This is a genomic window from Cellulomonas sp. SLBN-39, from assembly GCF_006715865.1.
Classification (GTDB): domain Bacteria; phylum Actinomycetota; class Actinomycetes; order Actinomycetales; family Cellulomonadaceae; genus Cellulomonas.
Window position 1 is genome coordinate 603,425 of sequence record NZ_VFOA01000001.1, and the last position, 26,583, is coordinate 630,007.

The 26,583-nt window shown below is 76.3% G+C and carries 20 protein-coding genes and 1 tRNA gene; 10 read left to right on the forward strand and 11 right to left on the reverse strand.

Going from position 1 to position 26,583, the window contains the following annotated elements; genetic code table 11:
- The first annotated feature begins 89 nt into the window (after positions 1-89).
- On the forward strand, positions 90-695 hold the full coding sequence (locus FBY24_RS02615; protein WP_142157810.1) for an isochorismatase family protein: 606 nt from the start codon (positions 90-92) through the stop codon (positions 693-695).
- Between the two features lie 7 nt (positions 696-702).
- Here FBY24_RS02615 and rsmI read toward each other — a convergent pair whose 3' ends face one another.
- Positions 703-1,554 (reverse strand): 16S rRNA (cytidine(1402)-2'-O)-methyltransferase, encoded by an 852-nt coding sequence (rsmI, locus tag FBY24_RS02620; RefSeq protein WP_222117197.1) that lies wholly within the window; start codon positions 1,552-1,554, stop codon positions 703-705.
- Positions 1,555-1,648: 94 nt separating this feature from the next.
- Between rsmI and FBY24_RS02625 the strand changes: the two genes are divergently transcribed.
- A complete protein-coding gene (locus tag FBY24_RS02625) occupies positions 1,649-3,475 on the forward strand; it encodes a dolichyl-phosphate-mannose--protein mannosyltransferase (protein WP_142157812.1) in 1,827 nt (608 codons plus the stop codon).
- Positions 3,476-3,496: 21 nt separating this feature from the next.
- Here FBY24_RS02625 and FBY24_RS02630 read toward each other — a convergent pair whose 3' ends face one another.
- Positions 3,497-4,957 carry a family 20 glycosylhydrolase gene (locus FBY24_RS02630; RefSeq protein WP_142157814.1) on the reverse strand — a complete coding sequence of 487 codons (1,461 nt, stop codon included), beginning with the start codon at positions 4,955-4,957 and terminating at the stop codon, positions 3,497-3,499.
- 221 nt (positions 4,958-5,178) lie between these two features.
- Here FBY24_RS02630 and FBY24_RS02635 point away from each other — a divergent pair, with 221 nt between their 5' ends.
- Positions 5,179-5,445: a GlsB/YeaQ/YmgE family stress response membrane protein gene (locus FBY24_RS02635; RefSeq protein ID WP_140459759.1), complete on the forward strand. Its 267-nt coding sequence runs from the start codon at positions 5,179-5,181 to the stop codon at positions 5,443-5,445.
- Between the two features lie 49 nt (positions 5,446-5,494).
- On the opposite strand, the gene FBY24_RS02640 is transcribed toward FBY24_RS02635, so the two are convergent.
- The 5 genes from FBY24_RS02640 to glp form a co-directional block, all read right to left on the reverse strand.
- Complete coding sequence (locus FBY24_RS02640) at positions 5,495-6,139, reverse strand: hypothetical protein (protein ID WP_142157816.1); 645 nt, start codon at positions 6,137-6,139, stop codon at positions 5,495-5,497.
- Between the two features lie 248 nt (positions 6,140-6,387).
- Positions 6,388-6,460: transfer RNA gene (locus FBY24_RS02645), tRNA-Ala, on the reverse strand.
- Positions 6,461-6,541: 81 nt separating this feature from the next.
- Positions 6,542-7,813 carry a hypothetical protein gene (locus tag FBY24_RS02650; RefSeq protein ID WP_142157818.1) on the reverse strand — a complete coding sequence of 424 codons (1,272 nt, stop codon included), beginning with the start codon at positions 7,811-7,813 and terminating at the stop codon, positions 6,542-6,544.
- A 137-nt stretch (positions 7,814-7,950) separates the two neighbouring features.
- Positions 7,951-8,553: a GNAT family N-acetyltransferase gene (locus tag FBY24_RS02655; protein WP_142157821.1), complete on the reverse strand. Its 603-nt coding sequence runs from the start codon at positions 8,551-8,553 to the stop codon at positions 7,951-7,953.
- Between the two features lie 33 nt (positions 8,554-8,586).
- The gene (glp, locus tag FBY24_RS02660) at positions 8,587-9,822 is read right to left on the reverse strand and encodes a gephyrin-like molybdotransferase Glp (protein WP_142157823.1); all 1,236 of its coding nucleotides are present in this window, start codon (positions 9,820-9,822) and stop codon (positions 8,587-8,589) included.
- Between the two features lie 102 nt (positions 9,823-9,924).
- Between glp and FBY24_RS02665 the strand changes: the two genes are divergently transcribed.
- Positions 9,925-10,560, forward strand: coding sequence for a 5-formyltetrahydrofolate cyclo-ligase (locus FBY24_RS02665; protein WP_142157825.1), 636 nt, complete (start codon positions 9,925-9,927; stop codon positions 10,558-10,560).
- A gap of 50 nt (positions 10,561-10,610) precedes the next feature.
- Here FBY24_RS02665 and FBY24_RS02670 read toward each other — a convergent pair whose 3' ends face one another.
- Complete coding sequence (locus tag FBY24_RS02670) at positions 10,611-13,178, reverse strand: penicillin acylase family protein (protein WP_142157827.1); 2,568 nt, start codon at positions 13,176-13,178, stop codon at positions 10,611-10,613.
- Between the two features lie 232 nt (positions 13,179-13,410).
- Between FBY24_RS02670 and FBY24_RS02675 the strand changes: the two genes are divergently transcribed.
- From FBY24_RS02675 to mscL, 3 genes are all read left to right on the forward strand, one after another.
- Complete coding sequence (locus FBY24_RS02675) at positions 13,411-13,749, forward strand: FmdB family zinc ribbon protein (protein WP_142157829.1); 339 nt, start codon at positions 13,411-13,413, stop codon at positions 13,747-13,749.
- A gap of 96 nt (positions 13,750-13,845) precedes the next feature.
- On the forward strand, positions 13,846-14,526 hold the full coding sequence (locus tag FBY24_RS02680; RefSeq protein WP_255432180.1) for an SAF domain-containing protein: 681 nt from the start codon (positions 13,846-13,848) through the stop codon (positions 14,524-14,526).
- 57 nt (positions 14,527-14,583) lie between these two features.
- A complete protein-coding gene (gene mscL / locus FBY24_RS02685; RefSeq protein WP_142157831.1) occupies positions 14,584-15,201 on the forward strand; it encodes a large conductance mechanosensitive channel protein MscL in 618 nt (205 codons plus the stop codon).
- Between the two features lie 474 nt (positions 15,202-15,675).
- Here the strand turns inward: mscL and FBY24_RS02695 are convergent, their stop codons facing one another.
- Positions 15,676-20,205, reverse strand: coding sequence for a hypothetical protein (locus FBY24_RS02695; RefSeq protein WP_142157839.1), 4,530 nt, complete (start codon positions 20,203-20,205; stop codon positions 15,676-15,678).
- A gap of 371 nt (positions 20,206-20,576) precedes the next feature.
- Here FBY24_RS02695 and FBY24_RS02700 point away from each other — a divergent pair, with 371 nt between their 5' ends.
- Complete coding sequence (locus FBY24_RS02700) at positions 20,577-21,881, forward strand: nitrate/nitrite transporter (protein WP_255432181.1); 1,305 nt, start codon at positions 20,577-20,579, stop codon at positions 21,879-21,881.
- A gap of 48 nt (positions 21,882-21,929) precedes the next feature.
- On the opposite strand, the gene nrdG is transcribed toward FBY24_RS02700, so the two are convergent.
- Both nrdG and nrdD read right to left on the reverse strand, forming a co-directional pair.
- A complete protein-coding gene (gene nrdG / locus FBY24_RS02705) occupies positions 21,930-22,499 on the reverse strand; it encodes an anaerobic ribonucleoside-triphosphate reductase activating protein (protein WP_142157842.1) in 570 nt (189 codons plus the stop codon).
- 2 nt (positions 22,500-22,501) lie between these two features.
- Positions 22,502-24,733, reverse strand: a complete 2,232-nt coding sequence (gene nrdD / locus FBY24_RS02710) for an anaerobic ribonucleoside-triphosphate reductase (protein ID WP_142157844.1) — start codon at positions 24,731-24,733, stop codon at positions 22,502-22,504.
- A 245-nt stretch (positions 24,734-24,978) separates the two neighbouring features.
- On the opposite strand from nrdD, the gene FBY24_RS02715 reads away from it, so the two are divergent.
- Together FBY24_RS02715 and FBY24_RS02720 are read left to right on the forward strand one after the other, a co-directional pair.
- A complete protein-coding gene (locus tag FBY24_RS02715; protein WP_142157846.1) occupies positions 24,979-25,824 on the forward strand; it encodes a DUF4397 domain-containing protein in 846 nt (281 codons plus the stop codon).
- 98 nt (positions 25,825-25,922) lie between these two features.
- Positions 25,923-26,582: a class F sortase gene (locus tag FBY24_RS02720; RefSeq protein ID WP_255432182.1), complete on the forward strand. Its 660-nt coding sequence runs from the start codon at positions 25,923-25,925 to the stop codon at positions 26,580-26,582.
- Position 26,583: the final 1 nt, after the last annotated feature.

Below are 26,583 nucleotides of genomic sequence, written 5' to 3' on the forward strand. Positions count from 1 at the left end.
GGTCGGCACCCGCCCCGACCAGGGTGCCCCGGGGTGCTGCTCCCCGCGCGGCATGACGACCCGGTGACGGGCGGTGGCAGGATCGGCCCATGACCGAGGTGAAGAGCGAGCAGAGCACCCCCGCCGGCCGCGCGCTGGTGGTCGTCGACGTCCAGCCCACGTTCTGCGAGGGCGGTGCGCTGGCCGTGGCCGGCGGTGACGCCGTGGCCGCCGCGATCGCCCGCTACGCGGCCGCGCACCGTGACCGGTACGCGCTCGTGGTGACGACGCAGGACTGGCACGTCGACCCGGGCGAGCACTTCTCCGACACCCCGGACTACGTGGACACGTGGCCGCCGCACGCCGTCGTCGGCACGGCCGAGGCCGAGCTGCACCCCGCCCTGGCGGACCTGCGGGCCGACGTCGGCGTGAAGAAGGGCGAGTACGCGGCGGCGTACTCGGGGTTCGAGGGCCTCGCGCCCGACGGCCGGACGCTGGCAGCCGTGCTCGCCGACGCGGGCGTGACGGACGTCGACGTGGTGGGCATCGCCGAGTCCCACTGCGTGCGCGCCACGGCGCTCGACGCCCTGGCCCTGGGCCTGCGCACGCGGGTGCTGACGGACCTCACGGTGCCGGTGACGCCCGAGCAGGGCGCGGCCGCGCGCGAGGCGATGGCGGCGGCGGGCGCGGTGCTGGTGGACTCGACGCGGGCGTAGGCCGCCGTCAGCGGGTGCGGGCCGCGAGCGCGGCGGCGTACAGGTCCCGCTTGGGCACGCCGGCGATCTCGGCGACCTCCGCGACGACCGCCTTGAGCCGTTCGCCGCCGTCGACGCGTGCCAGCACCTCGGGCACCAGGTCGGGCACGGTCGCACCGGTGGGGGCGGGCGCCCCGCCGACGACGAGCACGACCTCGCCGCGCACCTCGCCGGCGTGCGCCCACGCGGCCAGCTCGGCGAGCGGTCCGCGCCGGACCTCCTCGTACGTCTTGGTCAGCTCGCGGCACACGGCCGCGGGCCGGTCGGCGCCGTAGGCCTGGACCATCGCGTCGAGGGTCTCCGCGACCCGGTGCGGGGCCTCGAAGAAGACGGCCGTCCGGCGCTCGTCGGCCAGCGCGGCCAGTGCGCGCGCCCGGTCGCCGGGCCGGCGGGGCAGGAACCCCTCGAAGCAGAACCGGTCGGTGGGCAGCCCGGACAGCGCGAGCGCGGTGAGGACCGCGCTGGGCCCCGGCGCGACCGTGACCTGCAGCCCCGCGGCCACCGCCGCCTGCACCACGCGGAAGCCGGGGTCGGACACGGCGGGCATGCCGGCGTCGCTGACGACGAGGACGGTGCCGCCGCCCGCGACGACCTCGAGGAGCTCGGCGGTGCGGCCCTCCTCGTTGTGCTCGTGGTGGCTCACCACCCGTCCGCCGATGGTCAGGCCGAGCCGGGCGGCCAGGGCGCGGGTGCGGCGGGTGTCCTCGGCGGCCACGACGTCGGCCTCGACGAGGAGGCGGCGCAGGCGGGCGGAGGCGTCCTCGACGTCGCCGATGGGGGTGGCGGCCAGCACGAGGCGGCCCCGGGTCTCGACGGTCACCGCCCCAGCCTGCCACCCGGCCGGGCCGGCACCGCACGGCACGGCACGCTGCGTGCTCCTCGGCACGCACGGCCTTCACCCCTACCATGGCCGGGTGCCGCCCACCGATGCCGAGCGCGAGCCGGAGCGCCCCGCGCCGGCCGGCGCGGAACCGACGAGCCCTGCCCCGCACCCGGGGGACGCCCCCGCGCCCGGAGGGCCGGCCGAGCCGGGACGTCCCGGCGCCGGCGGCTCCCCCGTCGACGTCCTCGACCCGCCGACCGGTCCGACGCCGGACGGGTCGGCCGCCGGGGCCGACACCGACGAGCCCGAGCCGGTCACGCGCACGAACCTGCTGCGCCGCCTGCTGGGCGAGGACGCGCTGACCCTCGACGCGACGCCCCGCGCCCGGCTGACGGGGTGGCTGTGGGCGCTGGCCGTCACGGTGCTGGCCGGTGTCCTGCGGTTCTGGGACCTCGCGCGCCCGCACGAGCTGGTGTTCGACGAGACGTACTACGTCAAGCAGGCGTTCTCGCTGCTCACCCTCGGGTACGAGGGCGCGTGGGGCGAGGACGCGAACCCGGCGTTCGCCGCGGGCGACACGAGCCTGCTCGGCACCGACCCCGAGTACGTGGTCCACCCGCCGGTGGGCAAGTGGATGATCGCGCTCGGCATCCGGCTGGGCGGCGGGGTGGAGTCCTCGTTCGCGTGGCGGTTCGCCGCGGCGGTGTGCGGGACCCTCGCGGTGCTGATGGTCGCCCGGATCGGGCGGCGGCTGTTCGCGTCGACGGCGTTGGGCGCCACGGCCGGCCTGCTGCTCGCCGTCGACGGGCAGGCCATCGTGCACTCGCGGATCAGCCTGCTCGACCCGTTCCTCATGTTCTTCGTCCTGGCCGCCTTCGGCGCGCTCGTGCTCGACCGGGACCAGGCGCGCCGACGGCTCGCGGCCCGCACGGCCGACGCCCTGGCCGCCGCGCCGGGCGTGCTCGCGTGGGGCCCCGGGCTCGGCCTGCGGTGGTGGCGCCTGGCCGCCGGCGTGCTGCTGGGCCTGGCGATCGGCACGAAGTGGTCGGGGATGTACTTCCTCGCGGTGTTCGGCGTCATGGTCGTCGTCTGGGACGTCGCGGCGCGCCGCACGGCCGGCACCCGGCACTGGTTCTGGTCGGGGGTGCTGCGCGACGGCGTGCCCGCGTTCGTCACGATGGTCGGCACCGCCGCCGTCGTCTACGTGGGCACGTGGTGGTCGTGGTTCGCGTCGCCGCAGGCGTGGGGCCGGCAGTGGGCGGTGGAGAACCCCGACCAGGGCGTGCCGTGGCTCCCCCCGGCGCTGCGGTCGCTGTGGCACTACCACGAGGACATGTGGCGCTTCCACAACGGCCTGGAGACCCCGCACTCGTACGCGGCGCACCCGCTGGGGTGGATCGTGCAGTGGCGGCCCACGTCGTACTTCTACCCGTCCGAGGTGTCGTCGCTCACCGGTGAGGCCGCGCAGCAGGCCTGCGGGGCGGACGCGTGCTCGCAGGCGATCCTCGCCCTCGGCAACCCGCTGCTGTGGTGGGCGGGGGCCGCCGCGGTGCTGGTGGCGCTGTTCTGGCTGGTCCGCTACCGCGACTGGCGCGCCGCCGCGGTGCTGTCCGGCATCGTCGCCGGGTGGGCGCCGTGGTTCCTGTACGCGCACCGCACGATCTTCACGTTCTACTCCGTGGCGTTCGTGCCGTGGGTGGTGCTCACGCTCGTCTACGTGCTGGGCCTGCTCATCGGCCCGCGACCCGACCCGGCGCGGCGGCACGAGGTGCGTGCGCACCGGCGGGCCGTCGTCGCCGTCGGGGTGTTCGTGGCCGTCGTGGTCGCGGTCAGCGCGTTCTTCTACCCCGTCTGGGCCGGCTGGGTCGTGCCGTGGCAGCAGTGGCACATCCGCATGTGGCTGCCGACGTGGATCTGACGGGGCGCTGAGCCTCCCGGCTCACCACCGACCCTGCGGGGAGCGGTGCCAGCGGAAGCCCAGCTGGTCCCAGTGCCGCCCGTGGGCGGAGAGCCGGTCGAGGAAGCCCTCCGTGCCCCGCCGCTCCGGCGCGCTCCACGCGACCTCGGCGACGGCCGCCAGCCGCGGCAGCAGCATCGTCGTCAGGTCGTCCAGCGAACGCAGCGTCTCCGTCCACACCGCTGCTTCGACGCCCTCGACGGCCTCCGGCGGCAGGCCCTCGACGAGGGTGGCCGGCTCCCAGTCGTAGGCGTCGAGGAGCTCGACGTGCCCCGCCCACTCCAGCCCCAGCGGGTACCCCGGGTGGTACTTCATGTCCAGGTACACCCGCGACCCCGGCGAGAGCAGGATGCGCGCACCCCGCCGGGCGGCCTCGACGAACGGCGCGGGGTCCTCGCGCGTGTCCCAGTACTGCACGACCGTGCCCGGCGGCAGCCCCTCGACGCCCGCGACCTCCTGCCAGCCGACGACCGTCTTGCCGTGCGCCGTCACCGCCGCCGCGGCGGCCCGCACCAGCCGCCCGTACTCGTCGTGGTCCATGGTGAGGACCTCGTCGCCGCCGATGTGCACGTGCTCGCCCGGCGTCATCTGCGCGAGGTCGCCGAACACGTCCGCGAGGAACGCGTGCGTGGCGGGCAGGTCGTCGTGCAGGCGGCTGAACCCGACGTCGATGCCGAGGTACTCCTCGGCCGGCTCCCCCGACGGCGTCAGCTCGCCGTACGCGTGCAGGGCGGCGTTCACGTGCCCCGGCACGTCGATCTCCGGCACCACGCGCACGCCGCGGGCCTCGGCGTACGCCAGCACGTCGTCCCAGTCGGCGCGCGTGTAGTGCCCGCCCGGGTCGCCACCCACCGACCACGACGACGACCGGCGCACGAGCTCGGGGCGCGACGGCAGGTCGATGCGCCACGCCTGGTCGTCCGTGAGGTGCAGGTGCAGCACGTTGAGCTTGTAGTGCGTCATCATCCCGAGCAGCACCTTGAGGTCCGCGACGGGCACGAAGTGGCGGGCCACGTCCAGCGAGAGCCCCCGCCAGCCGTACCGGGGCGCGTCCTCGACCCGCACGGCCGGCACCTCGATCCCGCCGTCAGGCAGCTCCACGACGAGCTGCCGCAGCGTCACCACCGCGCGGACCAGCGCCTGCGGCGTGCGGCCCTCGAGCAGCACGCGCCCGGAGCCGACGACGACCCGGTAGGCCTCGTCGCCGTCCGGCAGGTCGTCCGCCAGCCGCATCCGCACGACCCCCGGGGCGTCGAGCTCGGCGTACCGCACCTCGACCGCGTGACCGGTCACCCGGCCGAGCAGGTCGGCCGTGAGGACCGCGTTGGGCAGCAGCTCGGCGTCGGCGTCGACGACCACCGTCGTCGTCGGTGTCACCAGGAACGGCGCCTGCGCCAGCTCCTCGACGACGAGCGGTGCGGGCACGACCGGGACGACTGGCACGAGGCTCCTCGCGAGGGACGGGACGGGGTCCGCGAGGGGTGCGGACCTGGCACGCGCAGGGCGACAGCGCCCGGCACGCAACCTACTCGTCGGACAACTCCCGCGGGCGTGTTCCGTGGGCCTGTCGTCCTTCTCGACGCGCGGACCTGCCCGAACTGCCCTAGTTTTCTTCACCGCGGGGCCCTCACCCTCCGGGCCCACGGACAAGGAGCAACGGACACATGACCGTCAGCGGCATCATCAGCGCCATCATCGTCGGCGCGATCATCGGCGCCCTCGGCCGCCTGCTCGTCAAGGGCAAGCAGAAGATCTCGATCATCGTGACCATCCTGCTCGGCATCGTCGCGGCCCTCATCGGCACCTGGCTCGCCCAGATCGTCGGTGTCGCGACGACCGACGGGATCGACTGGATCGAGATCGTCCTCCAGGTCGCGCTCGCCGCCGTCCTCGTGGTCGTCTACACCAGCGTCGCGGGCCGTCGTTCCTGACGACGCGACGCACGCACCGGGCCAGTCCCGGCACGACGAAGGGCCCCTCTCACGAGGGGCCCTTCGTCGTGGGGCGGCTCAGCTCGTTCCAGCCGGCCAGCGCCCAGGTCTCGAGCGCGTCCCGCCGGTCCATCAGCTCGTCGTCACCGCCGTCGTCCGCGCCCTCGGCCAACGAGGTGGGGCTGCCTCCGGCGCGTGCCAGCTCGTGCCACGCCGTCCGCAGGTGCGCCGGGAGCTGATCGGTGAGCTCCGGGTACGTCGCCAGGTCGTCGGGGAATGCCGAGGCGAGCAGGAGCAGCGCCCGCTGGACGAGCGCGGGCTGCTGCTGCCAGGCCTGGAGGAGGGGGGACAGCGCCTCCCCGACCGCCACCCGGACCCGCGGGGCGAACGTGCCGTCACCGACGGCGACCTCGCGGAGGAACGACAGCGCGTTCACCCGGTCGGGGTGGTCCAGGTCCGCAGCGATCCGGGCGAGGAACGGGACGCAGGCGGGCGTGGCCTCGTAGACGGTGCCCTGGTGGTGGACGTTGCCCCACAGCTCCCACCAGGCCTCGAGCCGCACCGGGTCGGTCCCGAGACTCACGGCGAGCAGCAGCGACGGCACGTCCGCCGCCGGGCCGTACGCGTGGTGGAGATCGCCCCACGGGACGGAGCCCAGGCTCCGCGCGAGCTCATGCCGGGTGGCCGCGCTCACCCCTGGACGGGCCGCGAACCGGATCGTGCGGGCCTCACCGCGGCGTCGGCTCACGAAACGTTCGAAGCCATCAGGTCGTGGTGGGTGCTGCCCCAGGTCCATGGCGTCGCCTCTCGGGTGATCGGCTCGGCCGGCGCGACCGACTCCGCCGGAGGCTACCGATGTTCGCGACGAACCCCGACAACGCCTCAGGCCGGACCCCTGGGGGATCCGGCCTGAGGTCGATGTCCTGCGACATCGCTTTGCGGTGGAGCTGAGGGGATTCGAACCCCTGACCTTCTCGATGCGAACGAGACGCGCTACCAACTGCGCCACAGCCCCGCGAGCGGGGTTCACACTAGCAGGCTCAGAGCCGTGTCGACGAACCGGTCCGCGGGCGCCGCTCCTCGGCCCGCGTGCAGGTCACTGGCCCGCGGCGCGACGCCGGGCGAGGACCGCGTTGAGGTCGATGCTGCCCGTCGTCTCGGCGAGCGGCTCCGCGGGTGCCGAGGCCCGCGCGTCGGGCTCCTCCTGCGTCGGGCGCTCGGCCGTGGACGCCGCCACGTCCTGCTCGTCCATCGGGCGGGGCTCGCGCCGTGGCGCGGGCGCCTTCATGGTGTACGTGGGGCGCGGCACGGGGACCGGCGACCACGCCTCGGCGTCGTCCTCGGTCGTGGCGGCGTCGGCCCGGGCCTGCACCGGGTCCGGGACCGCCGGGGTCGGGGCCGACAGCACCGAGCGGCGCACCACCGGGGTCTCGCCCGTCGCGTGCCGCACGGGCCCGCCGCGCTCGCCGCGGTCGGTGACGATGCGCGCGAACACCTCCGTGCGGTCCTCCGAGGGACGCACGGCGTGCCCGGTGACCAGGGGGACGGGCGCCTCGTCGTCGGGAGCGACCTCCGGCTCGGCCGGCTCCGCCGTGCGCGTGCGCTGCACCACCGGGGTGGCACCGCTGCGCGGGCCCTTCCGGCGCGTGTCCTTGCCGGTGCGCTCGTCCGTCGCGCGCGTGACGGCGGCCGTCGCGCCCGAGCTCGTCGCCACGGCGGGGATCGCCCCCGTGCGGGGACGCACCACCGGCACGGCGCCCGTGCGCGGCCGCGTCGCCCGCTCCTCCTCGCGGGCGATCGTGGCGGCCCAGCCCGCGTCCGCCGCGCGCCCGGCGACCACGGCACGACGGCCCAGCCCCAGGACCGCCGCGAGCAGGCCGGTCGGCACCGCACCGGCGGGCCAGCCCAGCGACGGCACGGCGACGGCGGCGACCCAGCCGACGACGGACGCGATGCCGAGCAGGGTGGCGAGCAGGCCGCGGCGCCGCGCGGCGGCACCCCGGCGCGCCGCGGCGGCGGCCCGTGCGGCACGGGCCTGGGCGAGGCGGCGCGCCGCCTCGGCGGAGATGCGCTCCTCGGTGGCGTGCGGTCGGTCCACGGTCGTGCCTCCTGTCCCCTCGCCGGCGCCGAGCGCCGGCAGCCCTGCCCGCAGCGCCAGCAGCGCAGCGGTGCTCGCCCCCGACGCACGGGCGGCCTCCGCGGAGCGCTCCTGACGCCCCGTGACGGCCACCACGCGCAGACCCGCCGAGAACCGGTCGTCCGCCCGTGCCTCCACCAGCTGCTGCCGGTGCCGCAGCCGGTGCGGCACCAGGTAGGCGACCCACAGCACCGCCAGCGCCAGGGCGCCGAAGCCTGCGGTACCGTCCACGACACGACGGTAGGGTTCCGGTGCCCTCACGCGCCGCAGGACACCGGCGTGTCGGACTCGACACGCCCGTCATGCCCGGATGCTCCACACCTCCCCCGCGCACGGGCCCCGCGGCGGCAGCCCCGCAGGACGCGGCGTCACGCCGACGCGCGGCGCGCGTGCCACCGGGCGACGAGCCCCTCGGGGACCTCCTCGGCGGTCAGGGCGAACGACCGGTGGTCGCACCAGCGGCCCTGGATGTGCAGGTAGCGCTCCCGCAGCCCCTCGTCGCGGAAGCCCAGCTTCTCGACGACCCGCAGCGACGGGCCGTTCTCGGGCCGCACGTTGATCTCGACCCGGTGCAGCGCCAGCGGGCCGAAGCAGTGGTCGGTCGCCAGCGCGACGGCCGTGGGCGTGATCCCGCGCCCCGCGACGTGCTGGGAGACCCAGTAGCCGATCGCCGCCGAGCGCAGCGACCCCATCTGGATCGAGGACACCGTCAGCTGCCCCACGAGCGCACCGGCGTGCTCCACCGCGAACGGCAGCGCCGAGCCGTCCCGCGCCTGCGCGGACAGCGCCCGCACGAACTGCCCGAACGTCGGCCGCGGGCCGCGCACCGGCTCCGGGCTCGTCGCGTCCCACGGCTCGAGCCACGCCGCGTTCACCGCGCGCAGGTGCATCCACGCGTCCTGGTCGCGCCGTTTGAGCGGGCGCAGCCGCACGTCACCGTCGACCAGCTCGACCGGCCACCCCAGCGCCACGTCAGTCCTCTCCGTCCCGTCCCCGCGACCACGTCAGCCCTCGAGCACGAGGCACGGCACCGGCTGCCCCGGGTGCACCGTCAGCTCCTGCTCGCCGACCACCGCCAGGGCGTTGGCGTGCGCCAGCGCCGTCGTCGACGGCGCACCCGCATCACCCAGGGGGGTCAGACGGTATCCCTCGTCGGGCGAGCCAACGACCTGCACCGGGACGAACTGCCGCAGCCCCGGCGGCGAGATCCAGCCGGCGTCCGCGACGGCCGTCACGGACGGGCGGAACAGCTCGACGTGACCGGCCATCGACCGCAGGGCAGGACGCACGAACACCTCGAACGCGACCTGCGCCGCCACCGGGTGGCCGGGCAGGGCGAGCACCGGCACCCGCCGCTCGTCGTCACGACCCACCGCACCCAGGGTGCCGAACCCGTGCCGCAGGCCCGGGGTCATCGCGACCTGGTCCAGGCGGACCGCACCGAGCGGGCCCAGCACGTCCTTGACGGTGTCCTGCGCCAGCTCCGACAGCCCCCCGGTCAGCACGAGCAGGTCCGCGCGGACGAGCTGGTCCTCGACGGCCTCGCGCAGCGTGGCGCGGTCGTCGGGCACGATCCCGACGCGCACCGGCACGGCGCCCGCGTCGCGCACCGCCGACTCCAGGGCGTGACCGTCGGCCTCGAACACCGCACCGGGGCGGCCCCCGGACGTGGGCTCGACGAGCTCGTCGCCGACGGACAGGATCACCACGCGCGGGGTCGGGTGCACCGGCAGCCGCCCGCGGCCCATCGCGGCGGCGAGCGCGACCTGCCGGGCGCCCAGGCGCGTGCCCGCCGTGAGCACGACCTCCCCCGCGCGCACGTCCGCACCCGCACCGCGCACGTGCTGCCCCGGCACCGCCGACCGCTGCAGGTGGACCCGGGCCGCCCCGCGGTCCGTCTCCTCCACCGGCACGACCGCGTCGGCCCCGAGCGGCAGGGGGGCACCCGACGCCACGAGCACCGCGGTGCCCGGCACGTGCCGCAGACCGGGGGCGTCGCCGGCGTGCACGTCGTGCGCCACGGGCAGGGCGGGCGGCCCGGCGCTGCCGCCGCCGGACGTGTCGTGCGCGAGGACCGCGTAGCCGTCTCGGGCAGCCACCGCCACGTCCGGCACGTCACGCGGGGCGACGACGTCGGCAGCCAGCACGCACCCCGTCGCGTCGTGCAGCACGACGTCCAGCGGGGCGACGGGACCGACGGCCGCCAGCACCGCGGCCAGGTGGTCCTGCACCGATCTCATGGGCGCATTCTGCCTGCACGGGGGCGTGCGACCAGGTGAACGGCGCGCGGTGCAGGACCGACGGCCGAGACCCGGGCCCGACGGGTGCGTCAGACTGGGGGCATGAGCGACGGCGCCCACCTCTCGTGGCACACCCCTGACGACGAGCAGGTGGCGGAGGCCAAGGACGCCTTGCGCCGCGAGGTCCGCGCCCGCCGCGGGCACGTCTCGCCCCGGTGCCGCGACGAGCTCGCGCACCGCCTCGCCGCCGTGGTGCTGACCATCCCCCAGGTCCAGGCCGCCGGCTGCGCGAGCGTGTACGCCTCGCGCCCCACCGAGCCGGGCACCGGTCCGCTGCTCGACGCGCTGGCCGCCCGGGGCGTGCGGCTGCTGCTCCCCGTGCTGGGCAGCGGCCTGCAGCGGGACTGGGCCGTGTACACGGGCCCGGACGACCTGCGCGAGCGGGCGCCGGGCCGGCCGCCGGAGCCCGGTGGCGACGCGCTGGGTGCGGCGGCGCTCGCGCAGGCGGACGTGGTCCTCGTCCCGGCGCTGTCGGTGGACCGCTCGGGCGTGCGCCTCGGGCAGGGCGGCGGCTGGTACGACCGGGTGCTCGAGCACGCGCGGCCCGACGCGCCCCTGGTGGCGCTGCTCTACGCCGACGAGGTCCTCGACGGCCTGCTGCCGCGCTCCGCGCACGACCGGCCCGTCACGCACGTCGCGACGCCCGAGGGCTGGCACGCGGTCGCCGACGCCTCCTGAGCACGACGGGTGGGCCCGGCCCGCGGGACGGGCCCACCCGTCGTGCGACGTCAGGGCGTCAGGGTGAGCCGGTCCTCGGCCGCCGCGTCGACGGCCGCCGCGGTGAACGGCCACGCGAGCTGCTCGCCGCGCGCCCACCGGGGCAGCTGGTCGTCGTAGTGCTGGCTGCCCGGGTGCCCGGACGTGCCGGTCAGGGCCACCCACGTGGAGGCGTCGAGGTCCCCCAGGTCGACGACCATGCGCATGGACGGCGCCGCGGTCACGGTGTACGAGCCCGAGGACGCGTCCCACGCGGTGGCGTCGACGATCGAGGACCCGCCGCCGACCTGCTGCGGCCGGGGGTTGGCGAACCAGCGGACCGCGGCCGGCACCTGCTCGCCGCCGAGCACGGGGTGCGCGGGCGCGGCCTGGTGCAGCAGCCCCCAGCGCCAGTCGGCGGGGCGCGAGCCGATCTGCGCGGTCAGCTCGAGGCGGGCCTCGGCCATCGCGCGGCTGAGGATCTCGTCGCGGCCCTCGACGACGCCGGGCGTCGAGCGGTCGTCCCACCAGGGCGACGTGGGCTGGTCGAGCAGGCGGGTGACGACCTCCAGCCAGCGTGAGCCGCCCGTGGGCTCGTGCCCGTCCGGGAGGTCGTCGGCGAACGTCTGCTCGAGCAGCTCCGCCCACACCGCGGCGACGTACGCCGCGGCCGGGGAGTCGGCCGAGGCGACCTGGTCCCAGTCGCGCAGCAGCTCCTGGCCGCCCGCGTCGAAGGCGTCGTCGAGCTCGACCTCGAGCAGCACGGGCACCAGCACCCGGGCGTACGGGTCCTGCTGGTCGACCTGCAGGGCCTGGGTCGTGGCGACGTCGACGGGCTCGCCGGCGGCGATCTGCTCGGTCAGCAGGTCGCGGATGCGCTGCGAGCGGTAGCCGTAGTCGGTGCCGTCGCCGAGGCGGGGGCCGGTGCCCCCGGGGGTGACCTGCTGGTTGGCGGCGACCACGAAACCCTCGGCTGGGTCGAGCGCGCGGGGCATCGCCGCGTCCTCGACGTACCCCTGCCAGTCGTAGCGCGAGTCCCAGCCCGGCCGCGGCCACGTGCCGTCGCTCGGCACCGGCGAGCCCGGCACGTCGGCACGCACCGGCACCCGCCCGGGCGCCTGGTAGCCGATGTGCCCGTCGACCGTGGCGAACACGATGTTCTGCGCCGGGACGTCGAACAGCGCCGCGGCGGCCGCGATCTCGGTGGCGTCGCCGGCCGTCATCATCGCGAAGATGGCGTCGCCCGTGGTGCCGGGCTCCAGGGCGGTCCACGACAGCGCGACCTCGAACCGGCTGCCGGGGGCGCCGTCGGGCACGGGCGCCTGACCGGCGTCGGCGACGTCCGTGAGGACCTCGGACACGATCGGGCCGTGCCGCGTGCTGCGGACCGTCAGCTCGACGGGGTCGCCGCCCGCCACCTCGATGGTCTCGGTGCGGACCGTGAGCGGCTCCGTCACGCCGTCGACGCGGACCTGGTCGCCCTCGACGCGCTCGAGGAAGAAGTCGGTGACGTCGGCACCCATGTTGGTCAGGCCCCACGCGAGCTCGGCGTTGTGGCCGATCACGACGCCCGGCAGGCCGGCCATGGAGAACCCGGTCACGTCGAACGGGCAGGCGTCGGTGACCTCGGTGCACCGCAGGCCGACCTGGCTCCAGATCCCCGGCGCCGAGATGCCCAGGTGCGGGTCGTTGGCCAGCAGCGGGCTGCCCGACGCGGTGTGCTCGCCCGCGACCACCCAGGAGTTGGACCCGGTGCCGTCCCCCTCGCCGAGGAGCACCGGCACCGCGGCGAGCGCCCGGTCGGCCGACGCGAGCGCGTCCTGCAGGGCGGCGTCGTCGACGTCGAGGACGACGTCCGCGGCCGGCGCGACCGGGGCGGGCGCCACGTCGGCGGCGTCGAGGATCGTCGCGTGCCGGTCCTGCGGGTACGCGGGGAAGAGCTCCTCGACGCGGCCCACGTCCTCCACCACGGGGTAGGTGAGGGCGCGGTCGAGCTCGGCGTCGTAGTTGCTGCGCAGGTCCCAGGCCATCGCCTTGAGCCAGGCGAGGGAGTCGACGGGGTCCCAGGGCTCCGGCGCCTCCTGGGGCACCTGCAGGCCGAGGACGGTGTACTCGACGGCGATCTCGCCTACCTCGCGGCCCGCGAGGTAGGCGTTGACGCCGTCCGCGTACGCCTGCAGGTACCGGCGGGTGTCCTCGCCGACCAGGTCCCACTCCTGCTCGGCGACGCGGCGCCAGCCGAGCGTGCGGACCACCTTGTCCGCGGCGATCGCGTCCGGCTCGTCGCCGACGAGCTCGGCCAGCCGCCCGGACGTCACGTGCCGGCGGTAGTCCATCTCGAAGAACCGGTCCTGCGCGGCGACGTAGCCCTGCGCCATGAACAGGTCCTCGGCGGTGGCGGCGGCGACGGTCGGCACGCCCTGCGCGTCGCGCGTGACCTCGACGGGGGCGCTCAGGCCCTCGACCACGATCTCGCCGGAGACCTGCGGCAGGGGCCGGCGCAGCACGAAGGCGCCGAGCAGGGTGACCGCGACGAGCGCGAGGAGGACGAGGGACGCGACGACGACGAGCGCGGTGCGCAGGCGGGGGCGACGGGGCACGCCTCGCAGGGTAGTCCCCGCGGCGGCCCCGCCTCGCGCGGTCGCGGTGCGTCCGTGCTGGTGGAGGTGCGGCGGCGGACGACCCCCGGGCGTCCTTGACGCGGGGCGTTACAGTTGGCACTCGGACCGTGGGAGTGCCAGCTCACGCACGGGCGCACCCGCGGGTCGCGCCCGGCGCAGCCGGACCCCGCGCGCCAGCCGGAGCACCCCCGAAGCACCCAGGAGTCGACCAGTGCCCACCTACGCCTACCGCTGCACGGCGTGCGAGCACGCCTTCGAGGTCCAGCAGTCGTTCACCGACGACGCGCTCACCGTCTGCCCCGCGTGCGAGGGCCGGCTGCGCAAGGTCTTCTCGGCCGTCGGCGTCGTCTTCAAGGGCTCGGGCTTCTACCGCAACGACGCGCGCTCGGGCGGCAAGACGACCTCGCGCAGCTCCGGCAGCAGCACGTCGGGCGGCAGCACGTCGACCACGACGTCCTCGGACAGCGGCACGAGCACGAGCACGTCGTCGAGCACGTCGGGCGCCGCCACGGCCACGAAGGCGACGACGCCCGCACCCGCCGGCGCCTGAGCGAGCCGTCCCCAGCCCTGCCGCGGACGGCTGCACCCCGACCGGGGTGACCCCCGCCGGGGCGGGCGGGCCCGACCGGCGCCTAGCGTGCCGGCCGTGCCCCCGACGCCACGCCGCACCCCACCGCCCCTGCCGCCCGCCCGGCGGCCCGTGCGGCTCGCCGCGCGCGCCTGGGCGTGGCGGCTGCGGCACCTGCTCGCCGCCACGTGCCTGGCCCTGGCGGCCGGCGCGGTCGTGCACGCGCTGCAGCCCCCGCCGCCCGTGACCGTCGCCGCCGTGGTCGCCGCCCGCGACGTGGCCGCGGGGTCGACGATCGGCAGCGACGACGTGCGGGTCGAGCGCGTGGCGCCCGGCGCGGTGCCCGCCGGGGCGCTCGCCGGCACCGAGGCCGCGGTCGGCGCCACGGCGGCGGTGGACCTCCCCGCGGGGCTGCCGCTCGTCCCGTCGCTGCTCGCGACCGGGGAGGCGGCCGGCCCGCCGGGCACCGTCGTCACCGCCGTGCGGCTCGCCGACGCCGCCGTGGCCGACCTCGTCGGGCCCGGCAGCCGCGTCGACCTCCTCGGCGCCCGCCCCGAGGGTGGCCCGGGCACGACCCTCGCGACCCGCGCGCTCGTGCTGCCCGCCCCGGCCCGGGGCGACGCCGCGACGGGGGTCCTCGGCTCCGTCGACGGCTCCGAGGACCCGCCTCCGCTGCTCGTCGCCGTGCAGCCGGCCGAGGCGCTGGCCCTCGCCGAGGCGTCCGCTTCGTCCCGGATCAGCGCGGTCGTCGTGCCATGATCGCCCCGCACGGGACGAGCGCGACAGGGCACGACAGGGCACGAAGAAGGAGGCCACGTGAGCGACAGCAGGCAGCAGGGGCTGCGCGGTGCCAGCGACAGGCTGAAGGCGCTGGGCGAGACCGAGCACGTCAAGGGGGCCGCCAAGGTCCTGCAGGGGTTCAAGGACTTCATCTCCCGCGGCAACGCGATCGAGCTCGCCGTCGGTGTCGTCATCGGCGCGGCGTTCACCGCTGTGGTCGGTGCGCTGCAGACCGGGTTCATCAGCCCGCTCATCGGGTGGATCTTCGGTCAGCCGAACCTGGAGAACGTCTGGAACATCGGCCCCTACACGTGGCGGGACCCCGGACCGGGCGAGCCGCCGATCGACCCCATCCAGGTGGGCGTCATCCTCAACGCGCTGATCCAGTTCCTCATCACGGCCGCGGCGATCTACTTCCTCATCGTGCTGCCGCTCAACGCGCTGGCTGCCCGCCGCAAGAAGGGTCAGGAGGCCGAGCCGAAGGCGCCGGCCGAGGACATCCTGCTGCTGCAGGAGATCCGCGACCTGCTCGCGCAGCGCATCACGCCGGCGGTCGCCAACGACGCACCGGGCGCGTCCCCGGCACCGCCCGCACCGGGCCGGGCACCGGGCGACGGCCCGCCGAGCATCCCGCCGGGCACCCCCACCGCCTGACACCGCACGAGGTCCCGCCGCCTGGTCGTCACGGCCGGGCCGCCCGGAAGCTCGCACCGGCCGGCGGAACGGCTCACCAGTGCGGCGGGACCTCGCGGCGCAGGTGCTCGTCGTCGTCGCCGGGGCGCTCGCCCCAGCCGACGTCTGCGTCGTCGGCCGAGCGCACGGCGCGCAGCAGGTCCTCCACGACGGGTCCGGACGCCGGGACACCGCGCACCGGAGCCGCCTCGGCCGGGGTCCGGACCGGCGACGGACCGGTCTGTGCCGGTGCCGGTGCCGGTGCCGGTGCCGGTGCCGGTGCCGGTGCGCGGGAACGCAGCACGGACTCGTCGCCGCCCACCGTGCCGGCGGGACGCGAGGCGCGCCGGGAGGCACGGCGTGGTCGGGGGTCGCTCACGGCACGATCGTGCCAGCCCGCGAGGGCCTGCTGCCCCCGGGCCCCGGCGGCGCCGGTCCCCGCCGGGGCCCGGGTCCTCAGGAGAAGGCGCGGCTCACCGCGTCGCGCACCACACCGTCGACACGGTGACCCCGCCGCGTGAGCGCCAGCTCGGCGCGCAGCGCGTCCGCGAGCTGCTCGCGCGTGCGCTCCAGCCCGTCAGACCGCAGCCACCGCACCAGGTCGTCGAGCTGGTCGTCGCTGTAGGCGCCGATCGGCAGGCCCGGCCGCACGTCGGGACGCGGACCCGGCCGCACGGGCAGGGCCAGCTGCTCCCCGGTCACCGGTGCCGGCTCGGGGGCAGCCGGCGTCGCGCCCGTGGCCGGGCGGACCGCCCGCGTCGCACCCGTCGACGGCGCCACCGCGGGGGTGGCACCGGTCGCCGGCCACACGGGCGTCGCAGCGGTCCCCGGCCCGACGGCAGGCGTCGCCCCCGTGGCAGGCCGGACCGCGGGCGTCGCCCCCGTCGCCGGGCGGACCACCGGGGTCGCACCCGTCGCCGCGCGCACCACCGGCGTCACACCCGTGGGGTTCCGCACCACGGGCGTCGCGCCCGTCGGCTCCCGCACCACGGGCACCTGCCCCGTGGCCGGGGCGGACGTCGCCCACGACGGCACGCCGGGCGCCGTCACGGGCGTCAGGTCGGCCGCCGGCGCCTCGACGACCAGCGGCACCGGCACGCTCGGCGGCACGGCCACGTGCGGCGCGCGCTGGGCCAGCCGTGCGTGCAGCGCGCGCCGGATCCGGTCGACCTCGGCCTGCGGGTCGAGGAAGGCCGCCGCCGACCACACCCGCACGACCGACCATCCCAGCCGTTCGAGCCGGTCGGCGGCGAGGCGGTCGCGCACCCGCACGCTGGGCTCCCCGACGTACGTGTCGTCGTCGGTGAGGACCGCCACGAGCATCTCGTCGGGCAGGTCCGGGTGGCCCACCACCAGCGGGATCCGGGCCCCGCCGGGGACGCCGTGGTCGACGTCGACGAGCAGCCCGTGCTGCCACAGCCGCTCCGCCAGGTCGAGCACCAGCCGGTCGGGGTCGGAGCCCGGCTCGGGCCGGTGCGAGGTGCCCGTGGGTCCGCGCTGGGCGCCGCGGTCCGCGGCGAACAGCAGCAGGTCGGCCAGCACCTGCGGGCCGGGGCCGCGCAGCCGCTCCGGGTCCAGGTCCTCGCCGGCGAAGCAGGAGACGACCGTGAGGCGGTGGCGGGTCGCACCGAGCGCGTCCAGCAGCAGCGCGTCGCCGCCCGGGCGGCTCACGGCGCCGAAGGAGTGCAGCACCCGGCGGTGCGGCGTGCGTCCGAGGCCGAGCGAGAGGATCACGGCCTCGCGGCGCAGCCCCGCCACGTTGCCGACGTCGACGACGACGAAGTGCTCGGGACGGGCCGCGTCGAAGAACGCCGACAGCGCCGGGTTGTCCCGCACCTCGCCGAGGACGACCTCGCGGACCGCGTCCGCGTGCCGGGGCGTGAGGGTGACCACCGCGAGGGACTCGTCGGGGTGCATGAGCACGTGGTCGACGACCAGCTCGAGGACGCGTTCGACCTCGGCGCGCGTCGAGTCGACCATGCCCGACGCGGGGTCGGGCATGCCCGTGCCGTCGACGAGGTCGAGGCGCACCAGCGGCGCCGAGCCGGGCAACGGCGTCGGCACCAGCACGCCGTGGTAGCCGTGCGCCGCGAGGAACGACGTCAGGTACGGGTCGCGGCGCGAGGAGTCGGCGTGCAGCGCCACCACGGGCAGCGCGTCGGCGAGGTCGCGCACCGCGGTGCCGGACGCGCAGCGGGCGTCCCCCACCACGACGACCTGGCGGCCGCGCGCCACCGCCGCGAGCGCCGCCTCGAGGGGCAGGTGCGCGGCGGCGTCGACGACCACGAGGTCGACGGTCCGCGCCGCGGGCAGCACCTGCGGCACCAGCATCGGCCCGGCGACGAGCACCGGTCGCAGCCGCGGCGCGACCTCGGGGTAGCGCGCCATCGTGTCCCGCACCGACGTCAGCCGGTCGTCGACGAGCTCGGCGAACAGCTGCTCGGCCTGCGCCCGGTGCGCGGCGACGGCCGTCGCGGCGTGCGCGTGCACCGCGGCCCGCACGGGGCCGGGCAGGCTCGCCACGTGGGCGCGGTCCAGCTCCGCGTACGCCGCCGACAGCGCGCCCAGGGCGGCCCCGTCGTACCCGGCGAGCGCGGGGTCGGCCGCCAGCACCTGCTCGAACACGGTGCTCCACCAGGCCAGGTCCAGCTCGGCGGGGGCGCCGGCGGGGTCGGCGCGGCGCTCGGTCAGCTCGTCGACCAGGGCGCCGAGGCCCGCGTCGCGCGCACCCTGCACGAGCTGGGTGCGCTCGGGCAGGGTGCGCAGCGCGTCAGCGGTGTCGCGCAGCCGCTCCAGCCGGGTGCGCAGCGCGTCGAAGGGCGTCGTCAGCAGCCCCGCACCGCCGGGGGTGCCCGCGAGCACCTCGTCGAGCGCCTCGAGGTCGGCCCGCACCGCGGCGTGCTCCTCCTCGATGAGCTCCAGGCCGTCGGGCAGCCGCGGCCACCCGCCCGCGGGGCAGTGCGCCTGCCACACCTCGCGGCGCGCCTGCACCTCGAGCAGGGCCGCGTGCAGGTCGGCGACCGGGCGTCCGGGGCGCACCATGTCCTTGGCCTGCCGGCGCAGCCGTCGGCGCACCCAGAAGCCCATGGTGACGCCCTGCTCCTCGCGCCACTGCGGCGTCGCGGTCGCGGCGACGAGGTCGGCGGCCGTGCGCTCGAACACCAGGGGCAGGAACACGTCGAGCGAGCTGCGCACCCCGTCGAGCATGCGCAGCTGCTCGGCCCACGCGGCGGGCGACACGGCCCGGGTCAGACCCGTCTCGGACGCGACCTGCGCGACCCGGTCCGTGAGCACGGGCAGCGTGACGTCGAGCAGCCGGTCGAGGCGGCGGCGCACGACCTGCGCGTCGGCCGAGGTCCGCACCGCGGCGCCGAACCACGGGGTGTCCTGCGGGCGCAGCGTGAACGCCCCCAGCTCGCCGGCGCGCACCAGGTCCGCGCCGAGACGGGCCCGGGCCGCGCCGTCCAGCGCACGCACCGTCGCGGCGTCCAGGCGCACGGTCGTGCGCGGCGCCGGGCGGGCGGACGTCAGCCGGGCGAGCTCCTGCAGCGCGTCGTACGCCGAGACGCCCCACGGGTCGCGCACGGTGTGCAGCGCGTCGACGTACCCGCGCAGCCGCTCCCGGTGCTCGACGAGGCGCCCGCGCACCGCGGCGGTCCGGGCGGCGTCGGGGACGGGCGCCTCCAGGGTCATCGCGGACAGCAGCCGGCGGCCGGCGGCGGTGCGCCAGCCGGCGTGCGGCTCGACGTCGAGCACGAGGTCGCCGAGGCCTAGGCCGGTCATCCGCTCGACGAGGGACGTGGCCGCGCGCCGGTGCCCGGGCACGTACAGGACGGTGCGGCCGGACGCCGCCGCGTCCGCGACGAGCGCGGCGAGGGTCCCGGTGACGTCGGCGCCGGTGGGTGCGTCGACGAACACGTGGGCGCCGGTCGCCACGACGTCGAGCACGTGCTGCTGCGCGGGGTCGAGGTCACCCACGCCGCGCTCCGCATCGGGGTCCCGGTCGCCGACGTGCGGCGCGGGCAGCGCCACGTCGAGCTCACGGTGCGCCTCCTCCACGCCCGCGAGCGCGCGCACGACCTCGTGCTGCTCGAGCGTGCCGGCGAGCTGGTCGAGGTCGTCGACGAGCACCTGCCCGGGGTGCACGAAGGTGCCGACGACGACGCGGTCGACGAGCGTGAAGTCCTCCAGCACGGCCTCGCCGAGGGACGCGAGGCGCTGCAGGGCGCCGCGCGGGTCGAACCCGGCGGCGGTGAAGGTGCCGCGGGCGACGGCGCCGGGGTCGAGGAGCGCGCCGTGGCTGCGCAGCGCCCGGGCCAGGACGGGGTTGACCTCGAGGGACGGCTCGAGGTCGAGCTCGAGGTCGCCCTCGCCGGCGCCGCGCTGGCGCAGCGTGACGGGGCGCAGCAGCACGGGGGCGCGGACGGTGCGCACGGCGGCGCCGCGCTGCGTGGAGGGCTGGTCCTGCGCGCGGTGGCTGGTGACGGACGCCAGGGCGCCGACGTCGTCGGACGCGAGCTGGGCGCTCGACCGGTCGGTCCAGGTGGCGACGCCGATGGCCAGCGACGTCGGGGCGATGCCGTACCGCTGGGTGTACAGGGCGGCGCGGGCGGCGACGGTGCGGGCGCGGCGGCGCGCTGCGGACGCGGCACCGGCCTCGCGCACGAGGTTGGACAGGCGCGTGGGCCGCCCGGCGAAGAGCTGGGCCATGCCCGACGGGTGCGCGGACGACAGGTCGAGGGCCGCGTCGCCGAGCTGGTCGACGTCGCTGAGCGTGGACGCGCCGGCGGCCTCGGCGAGGGCGTCGCGCCACCGGCCGACGGCACGGGCGAGCACGTCGGCGGGCGAGGGGGTCTCGACGAGGGTCACGCCGGGCGGGGACGGCGCGGGGGCGTCGGCGCCCGGGTCGGTGCCGTCGGGAGCGGTGGTCGGGGGCGTCCCGGCAGGAGCAGGTCCCGTGCCGGGAGTGCGTGCGGGGGCGGTCACGCTGGCACGGTAGACCGACGGTGCGCCGATGCGGCGGCGGGCACGCCGGGGACGCCGGATCGGGGCGTGAGATCGCCCCGGGCAGGCGGCCGTCGACGCAGCGGGGGACGCACCGACCCGACCGTCCGACAACGCAGGAGCGGGACGGGCCCGGGGCCCGTCCCGCTCCAGGACGTGAGTGACGGTGCGTACCGCGCAGGGGGCAGGCGATACGCACCGTCGAGTACGAGTGTGCGCCATCGCCGGGCGCTGGTCAAACGTCCAGGGCAACCGACCTGGACTTTCGCCCGGATGGGCGAACGTGCCGCGGGCCTAGGCTGGTGGAGCCCGTGCAGACGCACGGACGACGCGATCGAGACGGGGTGCGTGGCGTGCCGGTGCAGGGTCGTCGAGCGGCACCGGTGGTCTACACGGTGGCCGTGCTGGCCTACCTCGTCGCGGTCGTGCACCGCACGGCCCTGGGGGTCGCGGGGGTCGACGCGACGGCCCGGTTCGACCTGGCGGCGACCACCCTGTCGTCGTTCGTCGTCGTCCAGCTGGTGATGTACGCGGGGCTGCAGATCCCCGCCGGGCAGCTCCTCGACCGGTACGGCGCGCGCGCCGTCATCACCGCCGGCTCTGTCGTGATGGCCGCCGGGCAGGGCCTGCTGGCGGTCGCGGACACGGTGCCGCTCGCGCTGGTGGCGCGCCTGCTCATCGGCGCCGGCGACGCGGGCATCTTCATCAGCGCGTGCCGCCTGGTCGCGCAGTGGTTCCCGCCGCGCCGCGTACCCGTGCTGGTGCAGGTCACCGGTCTGATCGGGCAGAGCGGCCAGCTGGTCTCCGCGATCGGCGTCGCGTGGCTGCTGCACGCGCGCGGGTGGGGCACGACCTTCGGCACGCTGGCCGTGGTCGGTGCCGTCACGTCCGTGGCCGCGTGGCTGTGGCTGTCCGCTCCCCCGCCGACGCGCACGACCGTGGTCGCCGACGCGGCCCGCGAGCGCTTCCTGCACGCCGTGCGGGCAGCCGCCCGCCCGGCCGGGACCCGGCTGGGGTTCTGGTCGCACTTCCTGCCGCCGTTCAGCGCGAACGTGCTGGCGCTGCTGTGGGGCGTGCCGTTCTTCGTCACCGCGCAGGGCCGCTCGCCGGCGGAGGCCAGCGCGCTGCTCACGCTCCTCACGCTGTCGGCGATGGTCGCCGGGCCGGTGGTGGGGCGGTTCACGGCCCGGCACCCGCTGCGCCGCTCGTGGGCGGTGCTGGCCTCGGCGGTCGCGACGCTCGTGGCGTGGGTGCTGCTGCTCGCGCCGTCGACGCCGCGGCCGATGTGGCAGCTCGCGGTGTTCGCGGTCGTGGTCGGTGCGGGCGGTCCGGTGTCGCTGGTCGGCATCGACTTCGCCCGGTCGTTCACGGCCGCGGACCGGCTCGGCACGGCCACGGGGTTCGTCAACATGGGCGGGTTCACGTCGTCGGTCGTGGGGGTGCTCGCGGTGGGCGTGGTGCTGCAGGCCGTGTCCCCGCCGGGCGCGGTCACGTACTCGCTCGACGCGTACCGGCTGGCGTTCGCGGTGCTGCTCGTGCCGTGGCTGGTGGGTGTCGCCGGGGTGCTGCACAGCCGCCGCCGGGCCCGGGCGCAGATGCGCGACGAGGGCACGGTGGTGCCGCGGCTGCGCGACGCGCTCCGGCGGCCGCGCGCCTGAGCCACCGGCTCCCGCGGAGCCCCGGCGGCGGGCCGCACCGCCGACCGCTCAGCCGTCGCCCCAGGGCACGGCCCGCCCGGCGGCCAGGGAGCGCGGCACGTCGAGGACGCGCTGGTTGCGGCTGCCCCGGAACGCGAGGGTCAGGTCCCGCTCGGCGATCTCGAACCGGCCGTCGACGAGCACGTCGAGCTCGGCGAGCAGCTCGGCCTTGTCGTCCTGCCCGGCGGCGACCTCGGCCAGCAGCTCCTCGAACGTGTAGCCGGACCAGCACCACACGTCCTTGGTGCGCCCGTGCGCGGCCCGCAGCCGGCCCACCACGTCGAGGCACACGCCGGTGGCGAGGAACGGCTCGCCACCGAGCAGCGACAGCCCCTGCACGGCCTCGTGCCCGAGGTCGGCGAGGATCCGGTCGGCGAGCGCCTCGTCGTACGGCTCGCCGTAGCGGAAGCTCCACGCGGCCTCGTTGAAGCACCCGTCGCACGCGAACGGGCAGCCGCTGACGTACAGGGAGCACCGCACGCCCTCGCCGTCGACCATGACGAACGGCTGGTAGCGGGCGACGCGCCCCTGGCTCAGGCGGGCCGCCCGCCACTGGCCGGGGCGGGGCGTGCGGGTCACCGTCACGCGTCCGCGGGCGCCGCCGGGACGCTGCCCGTGCTGCCGGCCAGGTGCTTGACGCGCGAGGAGATCTCCACGTGCCGCCCGTGCACCATGGGCCGCTGCTGGGGGTTGCCCAGGTAGCCGCAGGTGCGCTTGACGACGTCGCACGTGCGCGGGTCCTCGTTGCCGCAGCCCGGGCACGCGAACCCGCGGGCGGTGGGCGTGAAGTCGCCGGAGAACCCGCACTCCAGGCACCGGTCGATGGGGGTGTTCGTGCCGAGGTACCCGACCCGGTCGTAGGCGTAGTCCCACACGGCCTCCAGCGCCCGGGGGTTCTGCTGCAGCACCGGGTACTCGCAGTAGTGGATGAACCCGCCCGACGTGTACGGGGCGTACTCGGACTCGAAGTCGAGCTTCTCGAACGGCGTGGGGCTCTTGCGCACGTCGTAGTGGAAGCTGTTCGTGTAGTAGTCCTTGTCGGTGATGTCGGGCACCGCGCCGAACTTGGCGCGGTCGAGCCGGCAGAACCGGTCGGTCAGGCTCTCGCTGGGCGTCGAGTAGACCGAGAACTTGTACCCGTGCTCGTCGGTCCACGCCTGGGCGTGCGCAGCGAGGGTGCGCAGGACGCGCAGCGTGAACTCCTTGGCCTGCGGGTCCTGCTCCCACGCACCGCCGTAGAACGCCGCGGCCGCCTCGTACAGGCCGATGTACCCCAGCGACACGGTCGCGCGGCCGTCGCGGAACAGGGCGTCGACCTCGTCGCCGGGCTGCAGGCGCCGCCCGAAGGCGCCGTGCACGTAGAGGATCGGGGCGTTGGCCGGCACGGCCTCCTTGCACCGCTCGACGCGGTACAGCAGCGCGTCGCGCACCGTGACGAGCCGCTCGGCGAGCAGCGCCCAGAACGCGTCCACGTCGCCACGGGCCTCCAGGGCGATCCGCGGCACGTTGAGCGTCACCACACCGAGGTTCATGCGGCCCTCGACGACGTCCTCGCCGTCCTCGTCGGTCCAGCCCTGCAGGAACGAGCGGCACCCCATGGGGACCTTGAACGAGCCCGTGATCTCCACGATCTTGTCGTAGCTGAGCACGTCGGGGTACATGCGCTTCGTGGCGCACTCCACGGCCAGCTGCTTGAGGTCGTAGTTCGGGTCCCCGGGGTCGAGGTTGACCCCGCGGCGCAGCGTGAAGATCAGCTTCGGGAAGATCGCCGTGCGCCGCTCCTTGCCGAGCCCCAGGATGCGGATCTGCAGGATCGCCCGCTGGATCTCCCGCTCGAACCAGCCCGTGCCGAGCCCGAACCCGACCGACGTGAACGGCGTCTGCCCGTTGGACGTGAACAGGGTGTTGATCTCGTACTCGAGGCTCTGCATCGCGTCGTCGATGTCCTTGCGCGTGCGCTCGCGGGCGTAGTCCTCCCGGCGCGCGGGGTCGTCGACCCACCGCTGCGCCTCGTCGAGGTGCTTGGCGAAGTTGCGCCGCGCGTACGGCGCGAGGAGCTCGTCGATGCGGTTGACCGAGCACCCGCCGTACTGGCTGGACGACACGTTGGCGATGATCTGGGAGATCTGCGCGGTCGCGGTCTGGATGGACCGGGGCGGGTCGACCTGGGCGTTGCCGATGCGGAACCCGTCGCGCAGCATCGTGCGGAAGTCGATGAGGCAGCAGTTCGTCATCGGCGCGTAGGGGTGGTAGTCGAGGTCGTGGTAGTGCAGGTCGCCCTTGGCGTGCGCGTTGGCCACGTGCGGCGGGAGCATCCGCAGGCCGATGGCCTTGCTGACCGCACCGGCGGTGAGGTCGCGCTGGGTGTTGAAGACGTCGCTGTCCTTGTTGGCGTTCTCGTTGACGACCGCCTGCTCCTTGGCCACGAGCTGGCCGACGGAGTGGTTGATGTCCAGCGACCGGCTGCGCGCGAGGTCGCGCTGCACGCGGTAGTCGATGTACGCCTTCGCGACGTCGTACTCGTGGGCCTCGAGCAGGGTGTGCTCGACGACGTTCTGGATCTCGTAGATCCGCACCTCGCCGGTGTACCGCTCGGCGAGCTCGGCGCACACGCGCGCGAGGAGGTCCGCGATCGACAGCTGGTCCAGCGGGCCGATCTCGCCGTGCACCTCGACGAACGCCTTGGCCAGGGCCGCCCGGATGCGGGCCGCGTCGAACGGCAGGGCCCGGCCGTCGCGCTTGCGCACCACGAGGCCGGTGGGCGTGACGGCGGCGGCGCGCCCCTCGGGCAGACCCGTGTCGATCGTGGTCACCGGACATTCCTCCTCATCCACGCACTACATCTAGTGCGAATTACACGCTTGTGACACTAGATCTAGCGATCGGCGCGTCATGGGCCCTAGGTCCCGCGACCCCGCCGCCCGGCGTGCCGGACCTGGGCCGGGACATCCGTGGAAAAAAACCTCGCCGCAGGTGCATCCGCGCGCGCCCCTCGACCGGAAGTAGGGGTGCAAGCACGTCAGCGCCCGCACCGGCGGGCCACAACCAGGAGGACGACATGCGCGCACGACTCATCGCCGGCACCGCCGCCGGATCGCTCGCACTCGCGGCCGTCACGCTCGCCGCGGTGCCCGCCTCGGCCGCCACGGACGACGCCGCCAGCCTCTCCGTCCTGCACGGGGTGCCGGACCTGACGGTCGACGTGTGGGTGAACGGCGAGCGCACCCTCGACGACTTCGAGCCCGGCGACCTGGCCGGCCCGCTCGAGCTGCCCGCGGGCACCTACACCGTCGCGATCACCGCCGCGGACGCCGAGGACGACTCCGAGCCGGCCATCGGCCCCGTGGACCTCCCGCTCGAGGCGGGGACGAGCTACACCGCCGCCGCGCACCTGGACGCGGACGGCGAGCCCACCGCCACGCTGTTCACCAACGACACGTCGGCCACCGCCGCCGGCGAGGGCCGCCTCACGGTCCGCCACATCGCCGCGGCCCCGGCCGTCGACGTGCTCGCGGGCGGCACGGCCGTGATCTCCGGCCTGGAGAACCCCGACGAGCAGGTCCTCGACCTGCCGGCCGGCACCGTCTCCGCGAGCGTCGTGGCCGCCGGCACCACCGAGCCGGCGCTGCTCGGCCCGGCCGACGTCCCCGTCACCGAGGGCACCAGCACCATCGTCTACGCGTGGGGCTCGGCGAGCTCGGACCCGGCCACGCTGGCCCTGGCCACGCAGACCATCGACGGCCTGCACTCCTCGCCGTCCGGCGTCCAGGCCGGCCAGACCGGCGCCGCGGCCGCGCAGGGCACCTCGACCGGCACGTGGGCGCTGCTCGCCGGCGGCCTGGCCGCCATGGCCGCGCTCGGCCTCGGCGTCGCCCGCCGGGCGACCGTGAAGGCGGAGCGCTGACGCCGCACCGCGCGGCGCACCACCACGTGGCCCGGGGGCGGACGGCGGCACGATCCGCCCGCTCCCGGGCCGCGGCCCTCTCCCCCCGGGGCGGGCGGGTGCGCGCCGCGCTCACCGCCCTCGTCGCCGGCGGGGTGCTCGTCCTGACCGGCTGCACGGGGCCCGCGCCCGACGCACCGGCCGCCGCACCCACGGCCACCGCCACGGCGTCCCCCGCGCCGGGCCGGACCGACGACGCGGCCCCGGCCGCCGTCCCGGACGTCCCCGTGCAGGACGCGTCCCTGGCGGCGCTGCAGGTGGCCGCACCCCCGGCCCCCGTCCGGGTCCGGGTGCCCGACCTCGACATCGACATGCCGGTCGACCCCGTGGGCGTCCGGCCGGAGGGCGACATGGAGCTGCCCGAGGGCGCGGACCGCGCCGCCTGGTACCGCTTCGGCCCCGCCCCGGCCTCCCCCGCCGGCTCCACGCTGATCGCCGCGCACGTCGACTCGTGGACCACGGGCGTCGGCCCGTTCTCCCGGCTGCGGGACGTGCAGCCGGGAGCCCTGGTGGAGGTCGACGCGCAGGACGGTACGGTGCACACGTACCGGGTCAGCGACGTCGTCGCGGTGCCGAAGGACACCGCACCCGTCGGCGAGTGGTTCGACCGCGAGGGTTCGCGCCGCCTCGTCCTCGTGACCTGCGGAGGCGAGTTCCGCGAGGACGTCGGACACTATGCCGACAACGTCGTCGTCACCGCCGACCCGGTCGAGGGGTGAC